The sequence below is a fragment of the Streptomyces sp. CT34 genome, from assembly GCF_000805335.1.
Taxonomy (GTDB): Bacteria; Actinomycetota; Actinomycetes; order Streptomycetales; family Streptomycetaceae; genus Streptomyces.
The window spans coordinates 2,213,651-2,229,447 of the sequence record NZ_KN708638.1; the positions used below are offsets into that span (position 1 = coordinate 2,213,651).

14 protein-coding genes and 1 riboswitch are annotated in these 15,797 nt (G+C 69.6%); of the genes, 3 read left to right on the forward strand and 11 right to left on the reverse strand.

The window, feature by feature from the left end:
- Nucleotides 1-280 precede the first annotated feature (280 nt).
- The 6 genes from RZ84_RS09865 to RZ84_RS09890 all read right to left on the reverse strand — a co-directional run bounded on the left by RZ84_RS09865 (nucleotide 281) and on the right by RZ84_RS09890 (nucleotide 7,502).
- The gene (locus RZ84_RS09865; RefSeq protein ID WP_043263998.1) at nucleotides 281-1,660 is read right to left on the reverse strand and encodes an aminotransferase class V-fold PLP-dependent enzyme; all 1,380 of its coding nucleotides are present in this window, start codon (nucleotides 1,658-1,660) and stop codon (nucleotides 281-283) included.
- A gap of 211 nt (nucleotides 1,661-1,871) precedes the next feature.
- A riboswitch (SAM riboswitch) is annotated at nucleotides 1,872-1,989 on the reverse strand.
- An 84-nt stretch (nucleotides 1,990-2,073) separates the two neighbouring features.
- Nucleotides 2,074-3,138, reverse strand: coding sequence for an anthranilate phosphoribosyltransferase (trpD, locus tag RZ84_RS09870; RefSeq protein WP_043263999.1), 1,065 nt, complete (start codon nucleotides 3,136-3,138; stop codon nucleotides 2,074-2,076).
- A gap of 173 nt (nucleotides 3,139-3,311) precedes the next feature.
- Nucleotides 3,312-4,949: a cytochrome bc1 complex cytochrome b subunit gene (locus tag RZ84_RS09875; RefSeq protein WP_043264000.1), complete on the reverse strand. Its 1,638-nt coding sequence runs from the start codon at nucleotides 4,947-4,949 to the stop codon at nucleotides 3,312-3,314.
- Nucleotides 4,946-5,989 carry a cytochrome bc1 complex Rieske iron-sulfur subunit gene (locus tag RZ84_RS09880; RefSeq protein ID WP_043264001.1) on the reverse strand — a complete coding sequence of 348 codons (1,044 nt, stop codon included), beginning with the start codon at nucleotides 5,987-5,989 and terminating at the stop codon, nucleotides 4,946-4,948. Before RZ84_RS09880 ends, RZ84_RS09875 begins: the two co-directional genes overlap by 4 nt.
- Nucleotides 5,986-6,795: a cytochrome bc1 complex diheme cytochrome c subunit gene (locus tag RZ84_RS09885; protein WP_043264002.1), complete on the reverse strand. Its 810-nt coding sequence runs from the start codon at nucleotides 6,793-6,795 to the stop codon at nucleotides 5,986-5,988. The genes RZ84_RS09880 and RZ84_RS09885 overlap by 4 nt, the downstream gene beginning before the upstream one ends.
- A gap of 86 nt (nucleotides 6,796-6,881) precedes the next feature.
- A complete protein-coding gene (locus tag RZ84_RS09890) occupies nucleotides 6,882-7,502 on the reverse strand; it encodes an aa3-type cytochrome oxidase subunit III (RefSeq protein WP_043264003.1) in 621 nt (206 codons plus the stop codon).
- Nucleotides 7,503-7,768: 266 nt separating this feature from the next.
- Here RZ84_RS09890 and RZ84_RS09895 point away from each other — a divergent pair, with 266 nt between their 5' ends.
- Nucleotides 7,769-8,194 carry a DNA-binding transcriptional response regulator gene (locus RZ84_RS09895; protein WP_043264004.1) on the forward strand — a complete coding sequence of 142 codons (426 nt, stop codon included), beginning with the start codon at nucleotides 7,769-7,771 and terminating at the stop codon, nucleotides 8,192-8,194.
- Nucleotides 8,195-8,212: 18 nt separating this feature from the next.
- Here the strand turns inward: RZ84_RS09895 and RZ84_RS09900 are convergent, their stop codons facing one another.
- The 4 genes from RZ84_RS09900 to coxB form a co-directional block, all read right to left on the reverse strand.
- Complete coding sequence (locus tag RZ84_RS09900; protein ID WP_241777639.1) at nucleotides 8,213-9,490, reverse strand: L,D-transpeptidase; 1,278 nt, start codon at nucleotides 9,488-9,490, stop codon at nucleotides 8,213-8,215.
- Nucleotides 9,491-9,643: 153 nt separating this feature from the next.
- Nucleotides 9,644-10,042, reverse strand: a complete 399-nt coding sequence (locus RZ84_RS09905; protein WP_043264006.1) for a cytochrome c oxidase subunit 4 — start codon at nucleotides 10,040-10,042, stop codon at nucleotides 9,644-9,646.
- Entirely contained in the window at nucleotides 10,039-11,769 is a 1,731-nt protein-coding gene (gene ctaD / locus RZ84_RS09910; RefSeq protein ID WP_043264007.1) for an aa3-type cytochrome oxidase subunit I, read from the reverse strand. The genes RZ84_RS09905 and ctaD overlap by 4 nt, the downstream gene beginning before the upstream one ends.
- Entirely contained in the window at nucleotides 11,766-12,728 is a 963-nt protein-coding gene (gene coxB, locus RZ84_RS09915) for an aa3-type cytochrome oxidase subunit II (protein WP_043264008.1), read from the reverse strand. Before coxB ends, ctaD begins: the two co-directional genes overlap by 4 nt.
- Nucleotides 12,729-13,010: 282 nt before the next feature.
- Between coxB and RZ84_RS09920 the strand changes: the two genes are divergently transcribed.
- Nucleotides 13,011-14,408, forward strand: coding sequence for a cysteine desulfurase/sulfurtransferase TusA family protein (locus RZ84_RS09920; protein WP_043264009.1), 1,398 nt, complete (start codon nucleotides 13,011-13,013; stop codon nucleotides 14,406-14,408).
- A 9-nt stretch (nucleotides 14,409-14,417) separates the two neighbouring features.
- On the opposite strand, the gene RZ84_RS09925 is transcribed toward RZ84_RS09920, so the two are convergent.
- Nucleotides 14,418-15,392 (reverse strand): carbohydrate kinase family protein, encoded by a 975-nt coding sequence (locus RZ84_RS09925; RefSeq protein WP_043264010.1) that lies wholly within the window; start codon nucleotides 15,390-15,392, stop codon nucleotides 14,418-14,420.
- 159 nt (nucleotides 15,393-15,551) lie between these two features.
- Here RZ84_RS09925 and RZ84_RS09930 point away from each other — a divergent pair, with 159 nt between their 5' ends.
- Nucleotides 15,552-15,779, forward strand: coding sequence for a hypothetical protein (locus tag RZ84_RS09930; protein ID WP_043264011.1), 228 nt, complete (start codon nucleotides 15,552-15,554; stop codon nucleotides 15,777-15,779).
- The last annotated feature ends 18 nt before the right edge of the window (nucleotides 15,780-15,797 follow it).

Here is a 15,797-nt window from a genome sequence, read left to right on the forward strand (position 1 = left end):
ACAAGGGGAGGGGGCGGGCCGGAGGGGCAGGGTGTCCGGACGTAAAGCGCAGCAGTCCGGACACCCTGCCCCGCAGGCCCGTCACCGCACCCGAAAGCCCCGCGCAGCGGACCCGCCCGCCGCAGGCGCAACGGCGCCGCACCCGGCAACGTGGGACGCCGGCAAAGCGCAGCGGAAGGGCGCAACGGCGCCGCACCCGGCAACGTGCGAGGCAGCCCCGCCGCAGGCGCACGGCGGGAAAGCCGACAACGTGGGGCGCAGGCAAAGCGCAGCGAACCGGCTACGCGCGGGAAGGCGCAGGCACGCAACGGCCCTCCTCCGTGCGGTAGTTCCACCGCGCGCCGTTCGTCACCAGTTCCTTGACGGCACGGACGAAGCGTGCCACGTGCTCGTCGGGGGTGCCGGCGCCGAAGCTGACCCGGATGGCGTTCAGCGACCGCTCCCCCGGGGCCGCTTCCGGGGCGCCGCACTCGCCCGGGTCCTGCGGGGCGCCGCCCAGCAGGGTGCGGACCAGCGGGTGCGCGCAGAACAGGCCGTCGCGGACGCCGATGCCGTACTCCGCGGACAGCGCCGCCGCGAAGTGCGAGCTGTTCCAGCCCTCGACCACGAAGGACAGCACGCCGACCCGCGGGGCGTCCTCCCCGAAGAGGGAGAGGACACGGACCTCGGGGACCTCGGCGAGGCCCGCGCGGACCGCGGCGATCAGCTCCTGCTCGCGGGCGACCAGGCCCGCGAAGCCGGCCTCGGTCAGCGCCCGGCAGGCGGAGGCGATGGCGTAGGCGCCGATGACGTTGGGCGAGCCGGCCTCGTGCCGGGCCGCGGTGGTGTGCCACTCGACGTCCACCCCGCCGTCGGTGCGCCGCGCGACCTTCCGGCTGGCGCCGCCGCCGGCCAGGTACGGCTCGGCCTGCTGGAGCCAGTCGGCGCGGCCGGCCAGTACGCCGGCGCCGAACGGGGCGTACAGCTTGTGGCCGGAGAAGGCGACCCAGTCGACGTCCAAATCGGCGATGTCCACCGGGTGGTGCGGGGCGAGCTGGGCCGCGTCCAGCACGAGCCGCGCGCCGTGGGCGTGCGCGGCGGCGGCCAGCTCGCGGACCGGCCACAGTTCGCCGGTGACGTTCGAGGCGCCGGTGACGCAGACCAGTGCCGGGCCGTAGGGCTCGCGGGCGGCAAGCGCCTTGTCCAGGGTGTCCACCGCCTGGCGCGGTGTGCGCGGTGCGTTCAGATAGGTCACCGCGAGGTCCGCGCGGTGCTCCCAGGGCAGCAGCGAGGCGTGGTGCTCGGTCTCGAAGACGAACACCCGGGTGCCCCGCGGGAGCGCGGCGGCCAGCAGGTTGAGCGAGTCGGTGGTGGAGCGGGTGAAGACGACCTGGTCGTCGGCGCGGCAGCCGAGGAAGTCGGCGACGGTCCCGCGGGCGTTCTCGAAGAGGTCGGTGGAGAGCTGGGAGAGGTAGCCGGCACCGCGGTGGACGCTGCCGTAGTACGGGGCGTACGCGGCCACGTCGTCCCAGACCCGCTGGAGCGCCGGCGCGCTGGCGGCGTAGTCCAGGGCGGCGTAGTCGACCTCACCGCCGGTCACCAGCGGGACGAGGACATCGCGCCCGAGTACGGGGAGCGGGGCACAGACGGAGCGGTCGGCGGCAACGGCGGAAACTGGCATGGCGAACTCCCGTAAGAGACAAGCGAATTCGCTGCGGGCGGGCGCATCGGCAGGCGTACGGACGTACACCGGAGCGCACCGCGGCACCGCAACGTGAAGGAAAGCCCTCGACACAAGAGGAGGGAAGGGGTGCGGAAAACGGGCCGACCGGCCCTAACGCATTCGCTGCATCACGGAAGGACTCCCTCGGGGACCAGGATCCCTGCCGAGGGATCCGCGCTTGCCGCAGACCTCGCTGCCTGCGGCCTGGTCATCACCCGGGGCACCCCGCCACGGAAGGAGGGTTGCCGGACAGCGGGCCGGGGCCTGTGTCGCTGTCACTCGTGACCTGGGCTGAATCATGCCACACGCTCGACACGGCGCAAGCCCCGGTCCGTATCCCGGACCGGGGCCCGCGTCACATCCGACGGACGTCAGGCGTTGCTGGCCGCCACCCAGCGCTCCAACGCCCGCTTGGCGGCGCCCGAGTCGATCGCCTCGGCGGCCTTCCCGAGGCCGGTGCGGATCTGCTCGGCCAGCGGGGCGTGCGACGGCTCCAGCGCCACCAGCGCCGCCGCGGCGTTCAGCAGCACGGCCTCGCGGACCGGCCCGGTCTCCCCGTCCAGCAGCCGGCGGGCCACGTCCGCGTTGTACGACGCGTCGGCGCCGCGCAGCGCCGCCACCGGCACCAGCGCGATGCCGACGTCCCGAGGGTCGAAGGGCTCCTCGCGGACCGTGCCGTCGCGCACGATCCACACCCGGGAGGTGGCGGTCGTGGTCAGCTCGTCCAGCCCGTCGTCGCCGCGGAACACCAGCGCCGAGGAGCCGCGCTCGGCGAGCACCCCGGCCATGACCGGCGCCATCCGGGCGTCCGCGACGCCGGTCGCCTGGGCGCGGACCCGGGCGGGATTGGTCAGCGGGCCCAGCACGTTGAACGTGGTGCGGATCCCCAACTGCCCGCGTGCGGCGGCCACATGACGCAGCGCGGGGTGGAACTTGGCCGCGAAGCAGAAGGTGATCCCGGCCTCTTCGGCGACCTCCACCACCCGCCGCGGGCTCAGGTCCAGATTGACGCCCAGCTTCTCCAGGACGTCGGAGGCGCCGCTGGCCGACGAGGCGGCCCGGCTGCCGTGCTTGACGACCTTGGCACCGGTGCCGGCCACCACGATCGACGACATGGTGGAGATGTTGACCGTCTTGGCGCCGTCACCGCCGGTGCCGACGATGTCCACGCTGGGACCGGGCACCTCGATCAGGCTGGCGTGCGCGTACATCGCCCGCACCAGCCCGGTGATCTCCGCGACGGTCTCGCCCTTGGCGCGCAGTGCGACCGCGAAGCCGGCGATCTGCGCGTCGGTGGCCTCACCGCGCATGATCCGGTCCATGACCCAGGCGGTGTCGTCGGCGCCGAGGTCGCGGCCTTCCAGGAGGGCGTTCAGTACGGCCGGCCAGGTGCGGTCCGCCACGCTGCCGCCGCCTGCCGGGGTCACAACGTTCATGGTCCACGCTCCTGGTTCGTCTCCTGCGTATGCCGTCACCCTATCGAGCCCCGGACACGCCGAAGGGCCCCGTCCGGGGTCTCCCCTGCTCGACGAAGTCGAGAGCTCGGGGAACGGACGGGGCCCTCTGGGTGGCGTACTACGAGCGGTGCGCGCGGTGGCGCCCGCGGGGATCAGTGGTGGCCGTGGCCGCTGGTGATCTCCTTGTACTCCTCGACGGTGGGCTTCGGGATGACGTTGTCCTCGCCGTAGTAGCCCTTGGAGAGCTTGGCCCGCAGCTTCTGCGAGCGCTTGATCTTGCGCCGGACGCCGTTCTCGTCGACCTCGGGGCCGAGTTCGACCGGCTCGGGCTGCTCGTGCTGCGTCAGGAAGTGCAGCTGCTCCTGGTCGAGCGGCTCGTGGACCTCGATGAACTCACCGTGCGGCAGGCGCTTGATGATGCCGGACTCGCGTCCGTGCAACACCTTGTCCTTGTCGCGGCGCTGGAGGCCGAGGCAGATCCGCTTGGTGGCGATGAAGGACAGCACCGGCCCGACGAAGAACGCGATCCGGACGAACCAGGTGATCGAGTTGATCGACAGGTGGAAGTGGGTGGCCCACAGGTCGTTGCCACCACCGATCAGCATCACGAAGTACGCGACCAGCCAGGCCACACCGAACGCGGTGCGGGTGGGCACGTTGCGCGGGCGGTCCAGGATGTGGTGCTCGCGCTTGTCGCCGCGGACCCAGGACTCGACGAACGGGTAGACCGCGATCGCGATCAGCACCAGCGGGAAGACCAGGATCGGGATGAGGACACCGAAGTTGACGGTGTGGCCCCAGAAGTTCCACTCCCAGCCCGGCATGACACGCACCAGGCCCTCGGCGAAGCCCATGTACCAGTCCGGCTGCGCACCGGTGGACACCTGGTCCGGCCGGTACGGGCCGATGGCCCACACGGGGTTGATGCTGGCGACCGCGGCGATCACCGCGATGACGCCGAAGACCAGGAAGAAGAAGCCTCCGGCCTTGGCCATGTAGACCGGCAGCAGCGGCATGCCGACGACGTTGTTGTTCGTCTTGCCGGCACCCGGGAACTGCGTGTGCTTGTGGTAGATGACGAGGATCAGGTGGGCCACCAGCAGGCCCAGCATGATGCCCGGCAGCAGCAGCACGTGGATCGTGAAGAACCTCGGGATGATGTCGTGCCCGGGGAACTCGCCGCCGAAGATGAACATCTGCAGGTACGAGCCGATCAGCGGCATCGCCAGGATGACGCCCTCGATGAACCGCACACCGGTGCCGGAGAGCAGGTCGTCGGGGAGCGAGTAACCGGTGAAGCCGGTGAACATGCCGAGCACGAACAGCAGGAAGCCGAAGAGCCAGTTGACCTCACGCGGCTTGCGGAACGCGCCGGTGAAGAACACCCGCATCATGTGGACCATCATCGCGGCCAGGAAGACCAGCGCGGCCCAGTGGTGGATCTGCCGGATGAGCAGACCACCGCGGACGTCGAAGCTGATGTCCAGCGTCGACTCGAACGCCTGGGTCATCTTGATCCCGTGCATCGGCACGTAGGACCCGTGGTAGGTGACCTCGGCCATGCTCGGGTGGAAGAACAGCGTCAGGTAGACACCGGTCAGGATGATGATGACGAAGCTGTAGAGCGCGACCTCGCCCAGCATGAAGGACCAGTGGTCCGGGAAGATCTTGCGCATGTTGGCCTTGGCGAGGCTGTAGATGCCCAGCCGGCCGTCCGCCCAGTCGGCGATCCGCTCGCCCCGTGGTGCCTGCCCACGGCGCGCAGTGGTCGCGGTTGTCTCGTTACTCATCCGCGCTCCCAGAAGCTCGGGCCGACGGGCTCCGCGAAGCCGCTCGCGGCCTCGAGGAAGCCGTCCTTCACCGTGATGTGCAGCTGCGGCAGGGCGTGCCCGGCCGGACCGAAGATCACCCGACCGCCGTCGGAGAGGTCGAAGGTCGACTGGTGGCAGGGGCAGAGCACGTGGTGCGTCTGCTGCTCGTACAGGCTGATCGGGCAACCGACGTGGGTGCAGATCTTCGAGTACGCCACGATGCCCTCGTGCGACCAGGCCAGTTCCTGCTTGTCCTTGATGTTCTGCGGCTGGATCCGCACGAGCATCAGGGCGTCCTTGGCGATCTTCTCGTTGAACTCCTCGTCGCTCTCCTCCAGGCCCTCGGGCTTGGCGAAGGTGAGGGAGCCCACCGCGATGTCCTCGGGACGCAGCGGGAGGTTGGTGGACGCGTTGACCAGGCGGATGCCCTTCTTCCAGCCCGTGGTGCGCAGCTTCTTCTCGGGCAGCGGGCCCAGGTCGCGCAGCAGGACGACGCCGGAGAGCGGCACCAGGGCCAGCGCGCCGAACATCGTGTTGCGGATCAGCTTGCGGCGGCCGAACTGCGACTCCCGGGCACCGTCCGCGAAGTCCGCCAGGACCTTGGCCTTGACCTCGGGCGCGGCCTCGATCGGGTGCCGCTCGTCGGCGACCTCCTCGTCGGACATCAGCGTGCGGGCCCAGTGGACCGCGCCGGCGCCGATGCAGAAGAGCGCCACACCGAGGGTCAGCCCGAGCGCGAAGTTCAGCGCGCTGATGTGGCCGAGCGGGAAGATGTAGACGATCTTGTCGATCGGGATCGCCACATACGACGCGATGAAGCCGACGGTGGCCAGCATGGACACCAGGAAGAGGAACGCCACGGTGCGCTCGGAGCGTCGGGCGGCCCGCTCGTCGATGTCCTGGACGCGGTGCTCGTGGGGCGGCAGCCCCGGGTCGGCGAAGGGGTTCTCCGCCTTCGCCACCGCGCCTTCGTGAGCCGTCTCCCGCTCACTGGGAAGGTTTTCTTCTGTCTCACTCATGACTTCTTGGCCTTCGTAGTCCGGGCTGCGACCCAGATGGCGACCGCGACACACGCACCCAGGCCGAAGATGTAGCCGAAGAGTCCTTCGGTCACCGGGCCCAGACCACCGAGTTCCATACCGCCCGGGCTCGCGGACTTATCGCTGTTGACGGCGCCGAGGTACGCGACAATGTCCTTCTTGTTCTGCTTGCTCAGCGTGCCGTCACCGAAGGAGGGCATGTTCTGCGGGCCGGTCTCCATGGCCTCGTAGATGTGCTTCGGGTTCACGCCCTCGAGCGTCGGTGCGAACTTGCCGTTGGTGAGGGCACCGCCCTTACCGGTGAAGTTGTGGCACTGCGCACAGTTGGTGCGGAACAGTTCGCCGCCCTTGCCGATGTCGGCCCCGTCGGCGCTGTACTGCGACTTGTCGGGGACGGACGGGCCGGGACCGAGCGACGCGACGTAGGCCGCGAGCTGGTCGATCTGGGCGTTGTTGTAGATGTTCCGCTTCCGCGGCACCTGGGCGCCGGGCTGCTGGGCGGGCATACGGCCGGTGCCCACCTGGAAGTCGACGGCGGCGGCGCCCACGCCGACCAGGCTCGGGCCGGTGGAGCTGCCCTGACCGCCGGTGCCGTGGCAGCTTGCGCAGCCCACGGCGAAGAGCTTCTTGCCCTCCTTGATGGCAAGAGACTGGGCGGTGTCATCGGCCTGAGCCTTGTCCGCCGGCGCGAACGCGGCGTACAGCCCCCCAGTGACCGCCAGCGCGAAGAGTAGGACGACGAGCGCCGCCAGCGGATGGCGCCGTCGTGCGGAGAGCTTTTTCACGGATTACCCCGGTGTCAGGATCTTCTGCGTCGATGCTTTGGCTATGTCTGTCTGATATGCGGGCCCGGCAACAGGCCCGGTACCGGTTACCGGATCAGGTAGATCGTGGCGAAGAGGCCGATCCAGACGACATCGACGAAGTGCCAGTAGTAGGACACGACGATGGCCGCGGTGGCCTGCGTGTGGGTGAACCTCTTGGCCGCGTACGTCCTGCCCAGGACCAGCAGGAAGGCGATCAGACCGCCCGTCACATGCAGTCCGTGGAAACCGGTGGTCAGGTAGAACACCGAGCCGTACGGGCCGGACGAGAGCGAAAGGCCCTCGTGCTTGACCAGATCGGTGTACTCGAAGACCTGACCGCCGATGAAGATGGCACCCATGACGAAGGTGATCACGAACCAGGTCCGCAGCTTCTTGACGTCGCCGCGCTCGGCCGCGAAAACGCCGAGCTGACACGTCAGGGAGCTGAGCACCAGGATCGTGGTGTTGGTCGCGGAGAACGGAAGATTCAGCGCATGGGCGGATTCCTTCCAATACGCCTCGCCCGTCACCGATCGAAGGGTGAAGTACATCGCGAAGAGGGCCGCGAAGAACATCAGCTCGGAACTCAGCCAGATGATGGTTCCGACGCTGGTGAGGTTCGGCCGATTGACCGACGGGTGCGCGTGCCCGGTTTCTACTGTCGTTGCTGTCGCCACGACCGACATTATGTCGGTCGCTTATCCCGCCCTCACTCCGGGGGGTGCCGTTCGGTGTGTCAAGGCCGTGTGCCCTGCTCGTACGGACCTCCGCGTCGGTCGCCCGAAGGGGGGAAGCGCACCCCCCGGCACCGTTCGCCGGCCCTGGACTCCCCGGTCCTGACGAGTCGTTGGGCCGATCCCGGATGCGTCCGGCATCTCCTGCCGGGGCCCGTCCGGGAGTAGCATCGCGCAACGGTTTGACCAAGCCGTACCGCTACGAAAGTGGAGGAACGATGCAGGCGACTGCCACGGTGCTGGTCTACAGCGACAACGCCAACACCCGCGAGCAGGTCCGGCTGGCGGCCGGGCGGCGGCCGGCCGCCGATGCCCCGGAGATCGAGATCCTGGAGTGCGCCACCGCCCCGGCCGTCCTGGAGGCCCTGGAGCAGGGCGGCATCGACGTCTGCGTCCTGGACGGCGAGACCGCTCCGGCGGGCGGTATGGGCGTCTGCCGGCAGATCAAGGACGAGATCTTCCAGTGCCCTCCGGTGCTGCTGCTCATCGGCCGCCCGCAGGACGCCTGGCTCGCCACCTGGAGCCGCGCGGACGCCGCGGTGACCCATCCCGTCGACCCGGTGGCGTTCGCCGAGGCGCTGGCCGGTCTGCTGCGCCGCCGGCGTCTCGCGCAGGCCGTGGCGCCGGTCCGAGCGGGGGCCTGAGGGGCCGCTGAGCGGCCTTCAGAACTGCGGGCGCAGCCGGGCGTCAGCGGCGGGGTTCTGCTCCCGCTCGGCCGCGCCTGTGGTGGTGGAGGCCCTGTTCTTGAGAGCGCTGCCGGCGCGCCAGTCCTTCCAGGGCATGTTCCAGTCGCCGAAGCCGTTGTCGAACGGTGACATGGCGGCGCCGCCGCTGTTGACGACCTTGACGATGTCGCCGACCCGGACGGTGTTGAAGAACCACTGGGCGTTGCCGGTGGACATGCCGGTGCAGCCGTGGCTGACGTTGGCCGCGCCCTGGGAGCCGACCGACCACGGGGCGGCGTGCACGTACTCCCCGCTCCAGGTCACCCGGGTGGCCCAGTAGACCGGCAGGTCGTAGGAGTCCGAACTCCCGGCGGCGATGCCCACGGTGGAGCTGCGCATCCGTACGAAGCTCTCCTTGCCGAGCACGACCTTGACGCCGTTGCGGGTGGAGAAGCCGGGCTTGCCGGTGGTGACCGGGATGGTGTTGATCGTCTTGCCGTTGCGCAGCACGGTCATCTGGTGCGCGGCGGCGTCGGTGACGGCCTCGACCCGGTCGCCGGTGGTGAGCCGTACGGGCTTGGCGGGGCCGCCGTAGAGCCCGCCGGAGATCTTCAGGCCGTCGAGGTTGCTGTGGACGGCGACGGTGGCGTGGGCGGGCCAGTATTCCTTGGGGCGGAAGTGCAGCTTCTTGTTGTCCACCCAGTGCCAGGCGCCCTCGACGCGCGGTGTGGAGTCGACCTTCAGGGCACTCTCGACGACGGCCCGGGCCTTGGGGTCGGTGACCGGCTTGCTGAGTTCGGCGGTGACCGGCTGGCCGACGCCGTACTGGCCGCTCTCCGGGCCGAACCTGACGGTCAGCCGGTCGTCCGCGTCCTTGGTGTCGACCACCAGGGTCTTGCGGCCCGGGGTGCCGTCCTCCTCCTCGGTGCTGACCTGCACCGAGTAGCGCGTGCCGGCGGCCAGCGGCACGGTGGTGCGCCAGTGCTTGCCGTCGGCGCTCAGCTCGCCCCGGATGTAGCGGCCGGTGGCGTCGGTGGCGGTGACATCCGTGATACGCACCTCGTCACCCTTGACGGCGAGCTCGAGGGGCTGGTCGGGGTCCGCCTTCTTGCGTCCGTCGGCCGGGGTGTTGGCCGATATCTGGTCGCCCGCGTCGTAGGGATCGGTCGAGAGTGTTTCCGACGCCGAGCCCCCGCACGCGGCAGTGCTCACCGCAAGGGGTACGAGCAGGAGGCCGCAGCTCAGCACCGTCCGGGTTCGAGGTCTGTGGTTCATGCCCCAAACGTACGAAGAAGCGCCCGTACCGGCGCGCTGGAGGACTGCAAACGGGTCTGTCCCGAAGGGCCGAACAGAGCGGGCCCGGACACCCCATCAGGTGTCCGGGCCCGGCCGTACGGCGTGTCTGCCGCGCGCTGCGCGGAGGGTGCCTTACTGGGTGCGGTTCTCGCCGCGGTAGTACTCGAACACCCAGCCCCAGAGGGACACGAGGATCACCGGCAGGGAGAAGTACAGCAGCCAGAAGCCGAAGACCACGCCCATGAAGGCGAGCGCGCCGCCGATGCCCAGGAAGAGCGGCTGCCAGCTGTGCGGGCTGAAGAAGCCCAGCTCACCGGCGTCGTCCGCGACCTCGGCGTTCTCGTTGTCCTGTGCGCCCGCGTCGACCCGCCGGGCCGTGAAGGCCAGGTAGTAGCCGACCATGATGCACAGACCGAAGGCGAGGAACAGTGCGGTGGTGCCCGCCGGCTCCTTCGACCAGATGCCATAGACGATCGCCATGGCCAGGACGAAGACGGAGAGCCAGATGAACATCTTGCCCTGGATCTTCACTTGCCCGCCTCCTTGCCGCCGGCCAGCGCCTTGTCACCCTCGCGGCCGTGGTGCAGCGCGTCCAGCGCCGCGATCTCCGGGTGGTGCAGGTCGAACGCCGGGGATTCGGACCGAATACGCGGCAGGGTGAGGAAGTTGTGCCGCGGCGGCGGGCAGGACGTCGCCCACTCCAGCGAGCGGCCGTAGCCCCAGGGGTCGTCGACCTCGATCTTCTCGCCGTACTTGGCGGTCTTCCAGACGTTGTAGAGGAACGGCAGGATCGACATGCCCAGCAGGAACGAGCTGATCGACGAGATGGTGTTCAGCGTGGTGAAGCCGTCGGCCGCGAGGTAGTCCGCGTAACGCCGGGGCATGCCCTCCGCGCCCAGCCAGTGCTGGACGAGGAACGTGCCGTGGAAGCCGACGAACAGCGTCCAGAACGTGATCTTGCCGAGCCGCTCGTCGAGCATCTTGCCGGTGAACTTCGGCCACCAGAAGTGGAATCCGGCGAACATCGCGAAGACGACCGTACCGAAGACCACGTAGTGGAAGTGCGCCACGACGAAGTACGAGTCGGAGATGTGGAAGTCCATCGGCGGCGAGGCCAGGATGACGCCGGTCAGACCACCGAAGGTGAAGGTGATCAGGAAGCCGATCGCCCAGAGCATCGGCGTCTCGAAGGACAGCGAGCCCTTCCACATCGTGCCGATCCAGTTGAAGAACTTCACACCGGTCGGGACCGCGATGAGGAACGTCATGAAGGAGAAGAACGGGAGCAGGACCCCGCCCGTCACATACATGTGGTGCGCCCACACCGTGACCGAGAGACCGGCGATGGAAATCGTCGCGGCGATCAGACCGATGTAACCGAACATCGGCTTCCGGGAGAAGACCGGAACGACCTCGGAAATGATGCCGAAGAACGGCAGCGCGATGATGTACACCTCTGGATGGCCGAAGAACCAGAAGAGGTGTTGCCAGAGCAATGCCCCGCCATTTGCCGCGTCGAATACATGGGCACCGAATTTACGGTCCGCCTCCAGGGCGAACAGCGCGGCGGCCAGCACCGGGAAGGCGAGCAGGACCAGCACACCGGTCAGCAGCACGTTCCAGGTGAAGATCGGCATCCGGAACATCGTCATGCCCGGGGCGCGCATGCAGATGATGGTGGTGATGAAGTTGACCGAACCGAGGATCGTGCCGAAGCCGGAGAAGGCCAGACCCATGATCCACATGTCGGCGCCGACGCCCGGCGAACGCACCGCGTCGGAGAGCGGCGAGTACGCGAACCAGCCGAAGTCCGCCGCGCCCTGCGGGGTGAGGAAGCCGGCGACCGCGATGAGCGAGCCGAAGAGGTAGAGCCAGTAGGCGAACATGTTCAGCCGCGGGAACGCCACGTCGGGCGCGCCGATCTGCAGCGGCATGATCCAGTTCGCGAATCCGGCGAACAGCGGCGTCGCGAACATCAGCAGCATGATCGTGCCGTGCATCGTGAACGCCTGGTTGAACTGCTCGTTCGACATGATCTGCATGCCGGGACGCGCCAGTTCGGCGCGCATGAGAAGCGCCATCAGGCCGCCGATGCAGAAGAACGCGAACGACGTGGCCAGGTACATCGTGCCGATGGTCTTGTGGTCAGTGGTGGTGAGCCACTTGACGGCAGCGATGCCGGGTTGCTTCTTGCGTACGGGCGGTGCTGCCGGAGCCGTATCGGCGGCGGCACCCTGAGGTTCGTTGAGGATGCTCACTGGTTCTTGGTCTCCGCATTCCTGGCGTGATCAGTCTGCTTGATACCCGCCGGCAGATACCCGGTCTGCCCCTTCGCCGCCAGGTCCTTCAGGTGCTGCCGGTACTGGGCAGGCGAAACGACCTTGACGTTGAAGAGCATCCGGGAGTGGTCGACACCGCAGAGCTCGGCACACTTGCCCTTGAAGGTGCCCTCCTTGTTGGGGGTCACCTCGAAGACGTTGGTGTGCCCGGGGACGACGTCCATCTTCATCAGGAACGGCACCACCCAGAAGTCGTGGATGACGTCCCGGGAGGTCAGGATGAACTGGACCGTCTCGCCCTTCGGCAGCCACAGCGTGGGACCCGGGTTACCGGTCTGCGGGTTGCGCGTCGCCGGGGTTCCCGTGTCGTAGACGCCGTCGGCATGCGCCGGGGCATTCTTCTTCCACTTGTCCGGAATGGCCGCGAGCTCCGGAGAGTTGATGTTCGTGGCCGCCTTGCTGCCGCCCACGTTCTCCAGGTAGTTGAACGCCCAGCTCCACTGGAAGCCCACGACGTTGATGACGTGGTCCGGCTTCTTGGAGGTCTTGAGGAGCGCACTCTCATCGCGCGCGGTGAAGTAGAAGAGCACCGCGATGATGATGAACGGGACGATGGTGTACAGCGCCTCGATCGGCATGTTGTACCGCGTCTGCGCAGGGACCTCCACCTTGGTCCTGCTGCGGCGGTGGAAGATCACGCTCCAGATGATCAGGCCCCACACCAGCACGCCCGTTGCGAGGGCGGCGGCCCAGGAGCCCTGCCAAAGGGAGAGGATCCGCGGCGCCTCGTCGGTGACGGGCGTCGGCATGCCGAGGCGGGGGAAGTCCTTGTATGTGCAACCAGTCGCGGTCGCCAGGACCAGGCCCGCAGCAAGCACCTGCGGCAGCTTCCGCCGCATCGGGCGCCGCGACGAGCGGTCGGAGCCGTTGGGACTCACGTAGCGCCTTCCCGAGAGTCTCGCCCGCGCGGTCGGCTGCGGCCTTACTCGCTGGTCGGTCGCCGCCCTGCGTCGGGCAGGGGTTTGGATGTTTATGCGGACCAAACCCTACTGGACGCTATTTGGGGTCGCGCGGGGAGGGTGCCCAACGCGCCGCGCGGCACCCCTATGGGGTGGCCGGGTGCTCCGCGGCCCGCTCGCCGGGGCCCCGATCAGCCCCCGCCACCAGGCATCTGACGCCCTGCCCGGCGGTGCGGCGGCCGGTGTTCTACCGTCTCGTACGTGCCCTACTTCGACGCCGCCTCGGCCGCTCCCCTGCATCCCGTCGCCCGGGAGGCACTGCTCGCCTCGCTCGACGAGGGGTGGGCCGACCCGGTCCGCCTCCACCGCGAGGGGCGGCGGGCCCGGCTGCTGTTGGACGCCGCGCGGGAGACCGCCGCCGAGGCGGTGGGCTGCCGGCCCGATGAGTTGACGTTCACCCCTTCGGGGACGCACGCGGTGCATTCGGGCATTCTCGGCACGCTGGCGGCCCGCCGGCGGGCCGGCCGCCGGCTGGTGCACTCCGCCGTCGAGCACTCCTCGGTCCTGCACGCCGCCGAGGTGCACGAGGCGGCCGGCGGGACGCTGACCGAGGTGCCGGTGGACAGTGTGGGCCGGGTGGCGCCCGGGGAGGTCGCCGTGGCGCTGGGTGCGGACGCCGCGCTGGTCTGCCTCCAGTCGGCCAACCACGAGGTGGGGACCGAGCAGCCGGTGGCGGAGGTGGCCGCGCTGTGCCGGGAGGCCGGGGTGCCGCTGCTGGTGGACGCGGCGCAGTCGCTGCCCTGGGGGCCGGTGCCGGGTGCCTGGTCCGTGCTGGCGGCGAGCGCCCACAAGTGGGGCGGGCCGCCCGGGGTGGGGCTGCTGGCGGTCCGCAAGGGAACCCGGTTCGCGCCCCAGGGACCGCTGGACGAGCGGGAGTCGGGCCGCAGCCCGGGGTTCGGGAACCTGCCGGCGGTGGTCGCCGCGGCGGCGTCCCTGCGCGCGCTGCGGGCGGCGGCGGAGACCGGGCCGGACGAAGCGGCCCGGCTGCGGGGGCTGGTGGAGCGGATCCGGGCGCGGGTGCCGGAACTGGTCCCGGACGTCGAGGTGGTCGGCGATCCGGTGCACCGGCTCCCCCATCTCGTCACCTTCTCCTGCCTCTACGTCGACGGGGAGGCCCTGCTGCACGAGCTGGACCGCTCGGGCTTCTCCGTGTCGTCCGGTTCGTCGTGCACGTCCAGCACGCTGACGCCCAGCCATGTGCTGCGCGCGATGGGCGTGCTGTCGGAGGGGAACGTCCGGGTCTCGCTGCCGTACGGCACCGGCGAGGCGGATGTGGAGCGGTTCCTGGAGGTGCTGCCGGAGGCGGTGCGCTCGGTCCGGGAGCGGTTCGGGGTGCCGGTGCGGGAGACACCCGCGGCGGCGGAAGAGGAACCGGGCGGGGTGGTGGTCGACTCGCTCGGCAGGCGCTGCCCGATTCCGGTCATCGAGCTGGCGAAGGCGATCGGCGGGGTGCCGGTCGGCGGGACCGTGACGGTGCTGTCGGACGACGAGGCGGCGCGGCAGGACATCCCCGCCTGGTGCGCGATGCGCGGCCAGGAGTACGTGGGCGAACGGCCCGCGGAACGCGGCGCCGCATACGTGGTGCGGCGCCGCGGCTGATCCGGCGGCTCAGGCCAGGTGCTGCTGGACCTCGGCGGCGGCCTCGTGGCCGTACGCCTTGGTGAAGCGGTCCATGAAGTGGCTGCGGTGCAGCTCGTACTCCTGGGTGCCGACGGTCTCGATGACCAGCGTCGCCAGCATGCAGCCGACCTGGGCGGCGCGCTCCAGGCCGACGCCCCAGGCCAGACCGGCCAGGAAGCCGGCCCGGAAGGCGTCGCCGACGCCGGTCGGGTCGGCCTTGGTCTTCTCCTCGGGGACGCCGACCTCGATGGCCGGCTCGCCGACCCGCTCGATACGGACGCCGTCGGAGCCGAGGGTGGTGACGCGAGTGCCGACCTTGGTGAGGATCTCCTCGGCGGTCCAGCCGGTCTTGGACTCGATCAGCCCCGCCTCGTACTCGTTGTTGAAGAGGTAGGTGGCGCCCTCCATGAGGGTGCGGATGTTCTCGCCGCCCATGCGGGCGATCTGCTGCGAGAAGTCGGCGGCGAACGGGATCCCGCGGGTGCGGCACTCCTCGGTGTGCCGGATCATCGCCTCCGGGTCGTCCGCGCCGATCAGCACGAGGTCCAGGCCGCCGACCCGGTCGGCCACGGCCTGGAGCTCGATCAGCCGGGCCTCGCTCATGGCGCCGGTGTAGAAGGAGCCGATCTGGTTGTGGTCCGCGTCGGTCGTGCAGACGAAGCGGGCGGTGTGCAGGACCTCGGAGATGCGCACCGAGCGGGTGTCGACGCCGTGCCGGTCGAGCCAGGCGCGGTACTCCTCGAAGTCGGTGCCGGCGGCGCCGACCAGGACCGGCCGGATGCCGAGCTGGCCCATGCCGAAGCAGATGTTGGGGGCGACCCCGCCACGACGGACGTCGAGCTGGTCGACCAGGAAGGAGAGGGAGACGGTATGCAGCTGATCGGCGACCAACTGGTCGGCGAAGCGGCCGGGGAAGGTCATCAGGTGATCGGTGGCGATGGAGCCGGAGACTGCGATACGCACGGCGGGTCTGCTCCTGCGGAAGGCGTGAGGTTGGCGGACGGAGGGCAACGCTACCCGGCGGGTCGGCCTGCATCTGCCCAATCCAGGCCACTCGGATCCGCCGAAACTACCCAATAGTAGGTCTTTCTCGTCGCGCGTGGGGTGCGTACGGTTCCTCGTATGACCAAGCCTGTGAAAGCCCTCACACGCCCTGCCCCGTCCGCCGCCTCGGCGCAGGAGCCGGAGTCGCTGGACCAGTTGCGCGGGGACTGCGCGCGGATGGCCGCGCACTGGACGGGCCGGCGGCGGTCCGCGCCCGCGCCGGGCCGGCCCGCCGATCTGCACGGGGTCCGGGTCCCCGCGAAGTCTGCCGCACTCGTCGACGGGATGTCCGAGTACGGCGACTGAGGCACCCGGAACCACCCG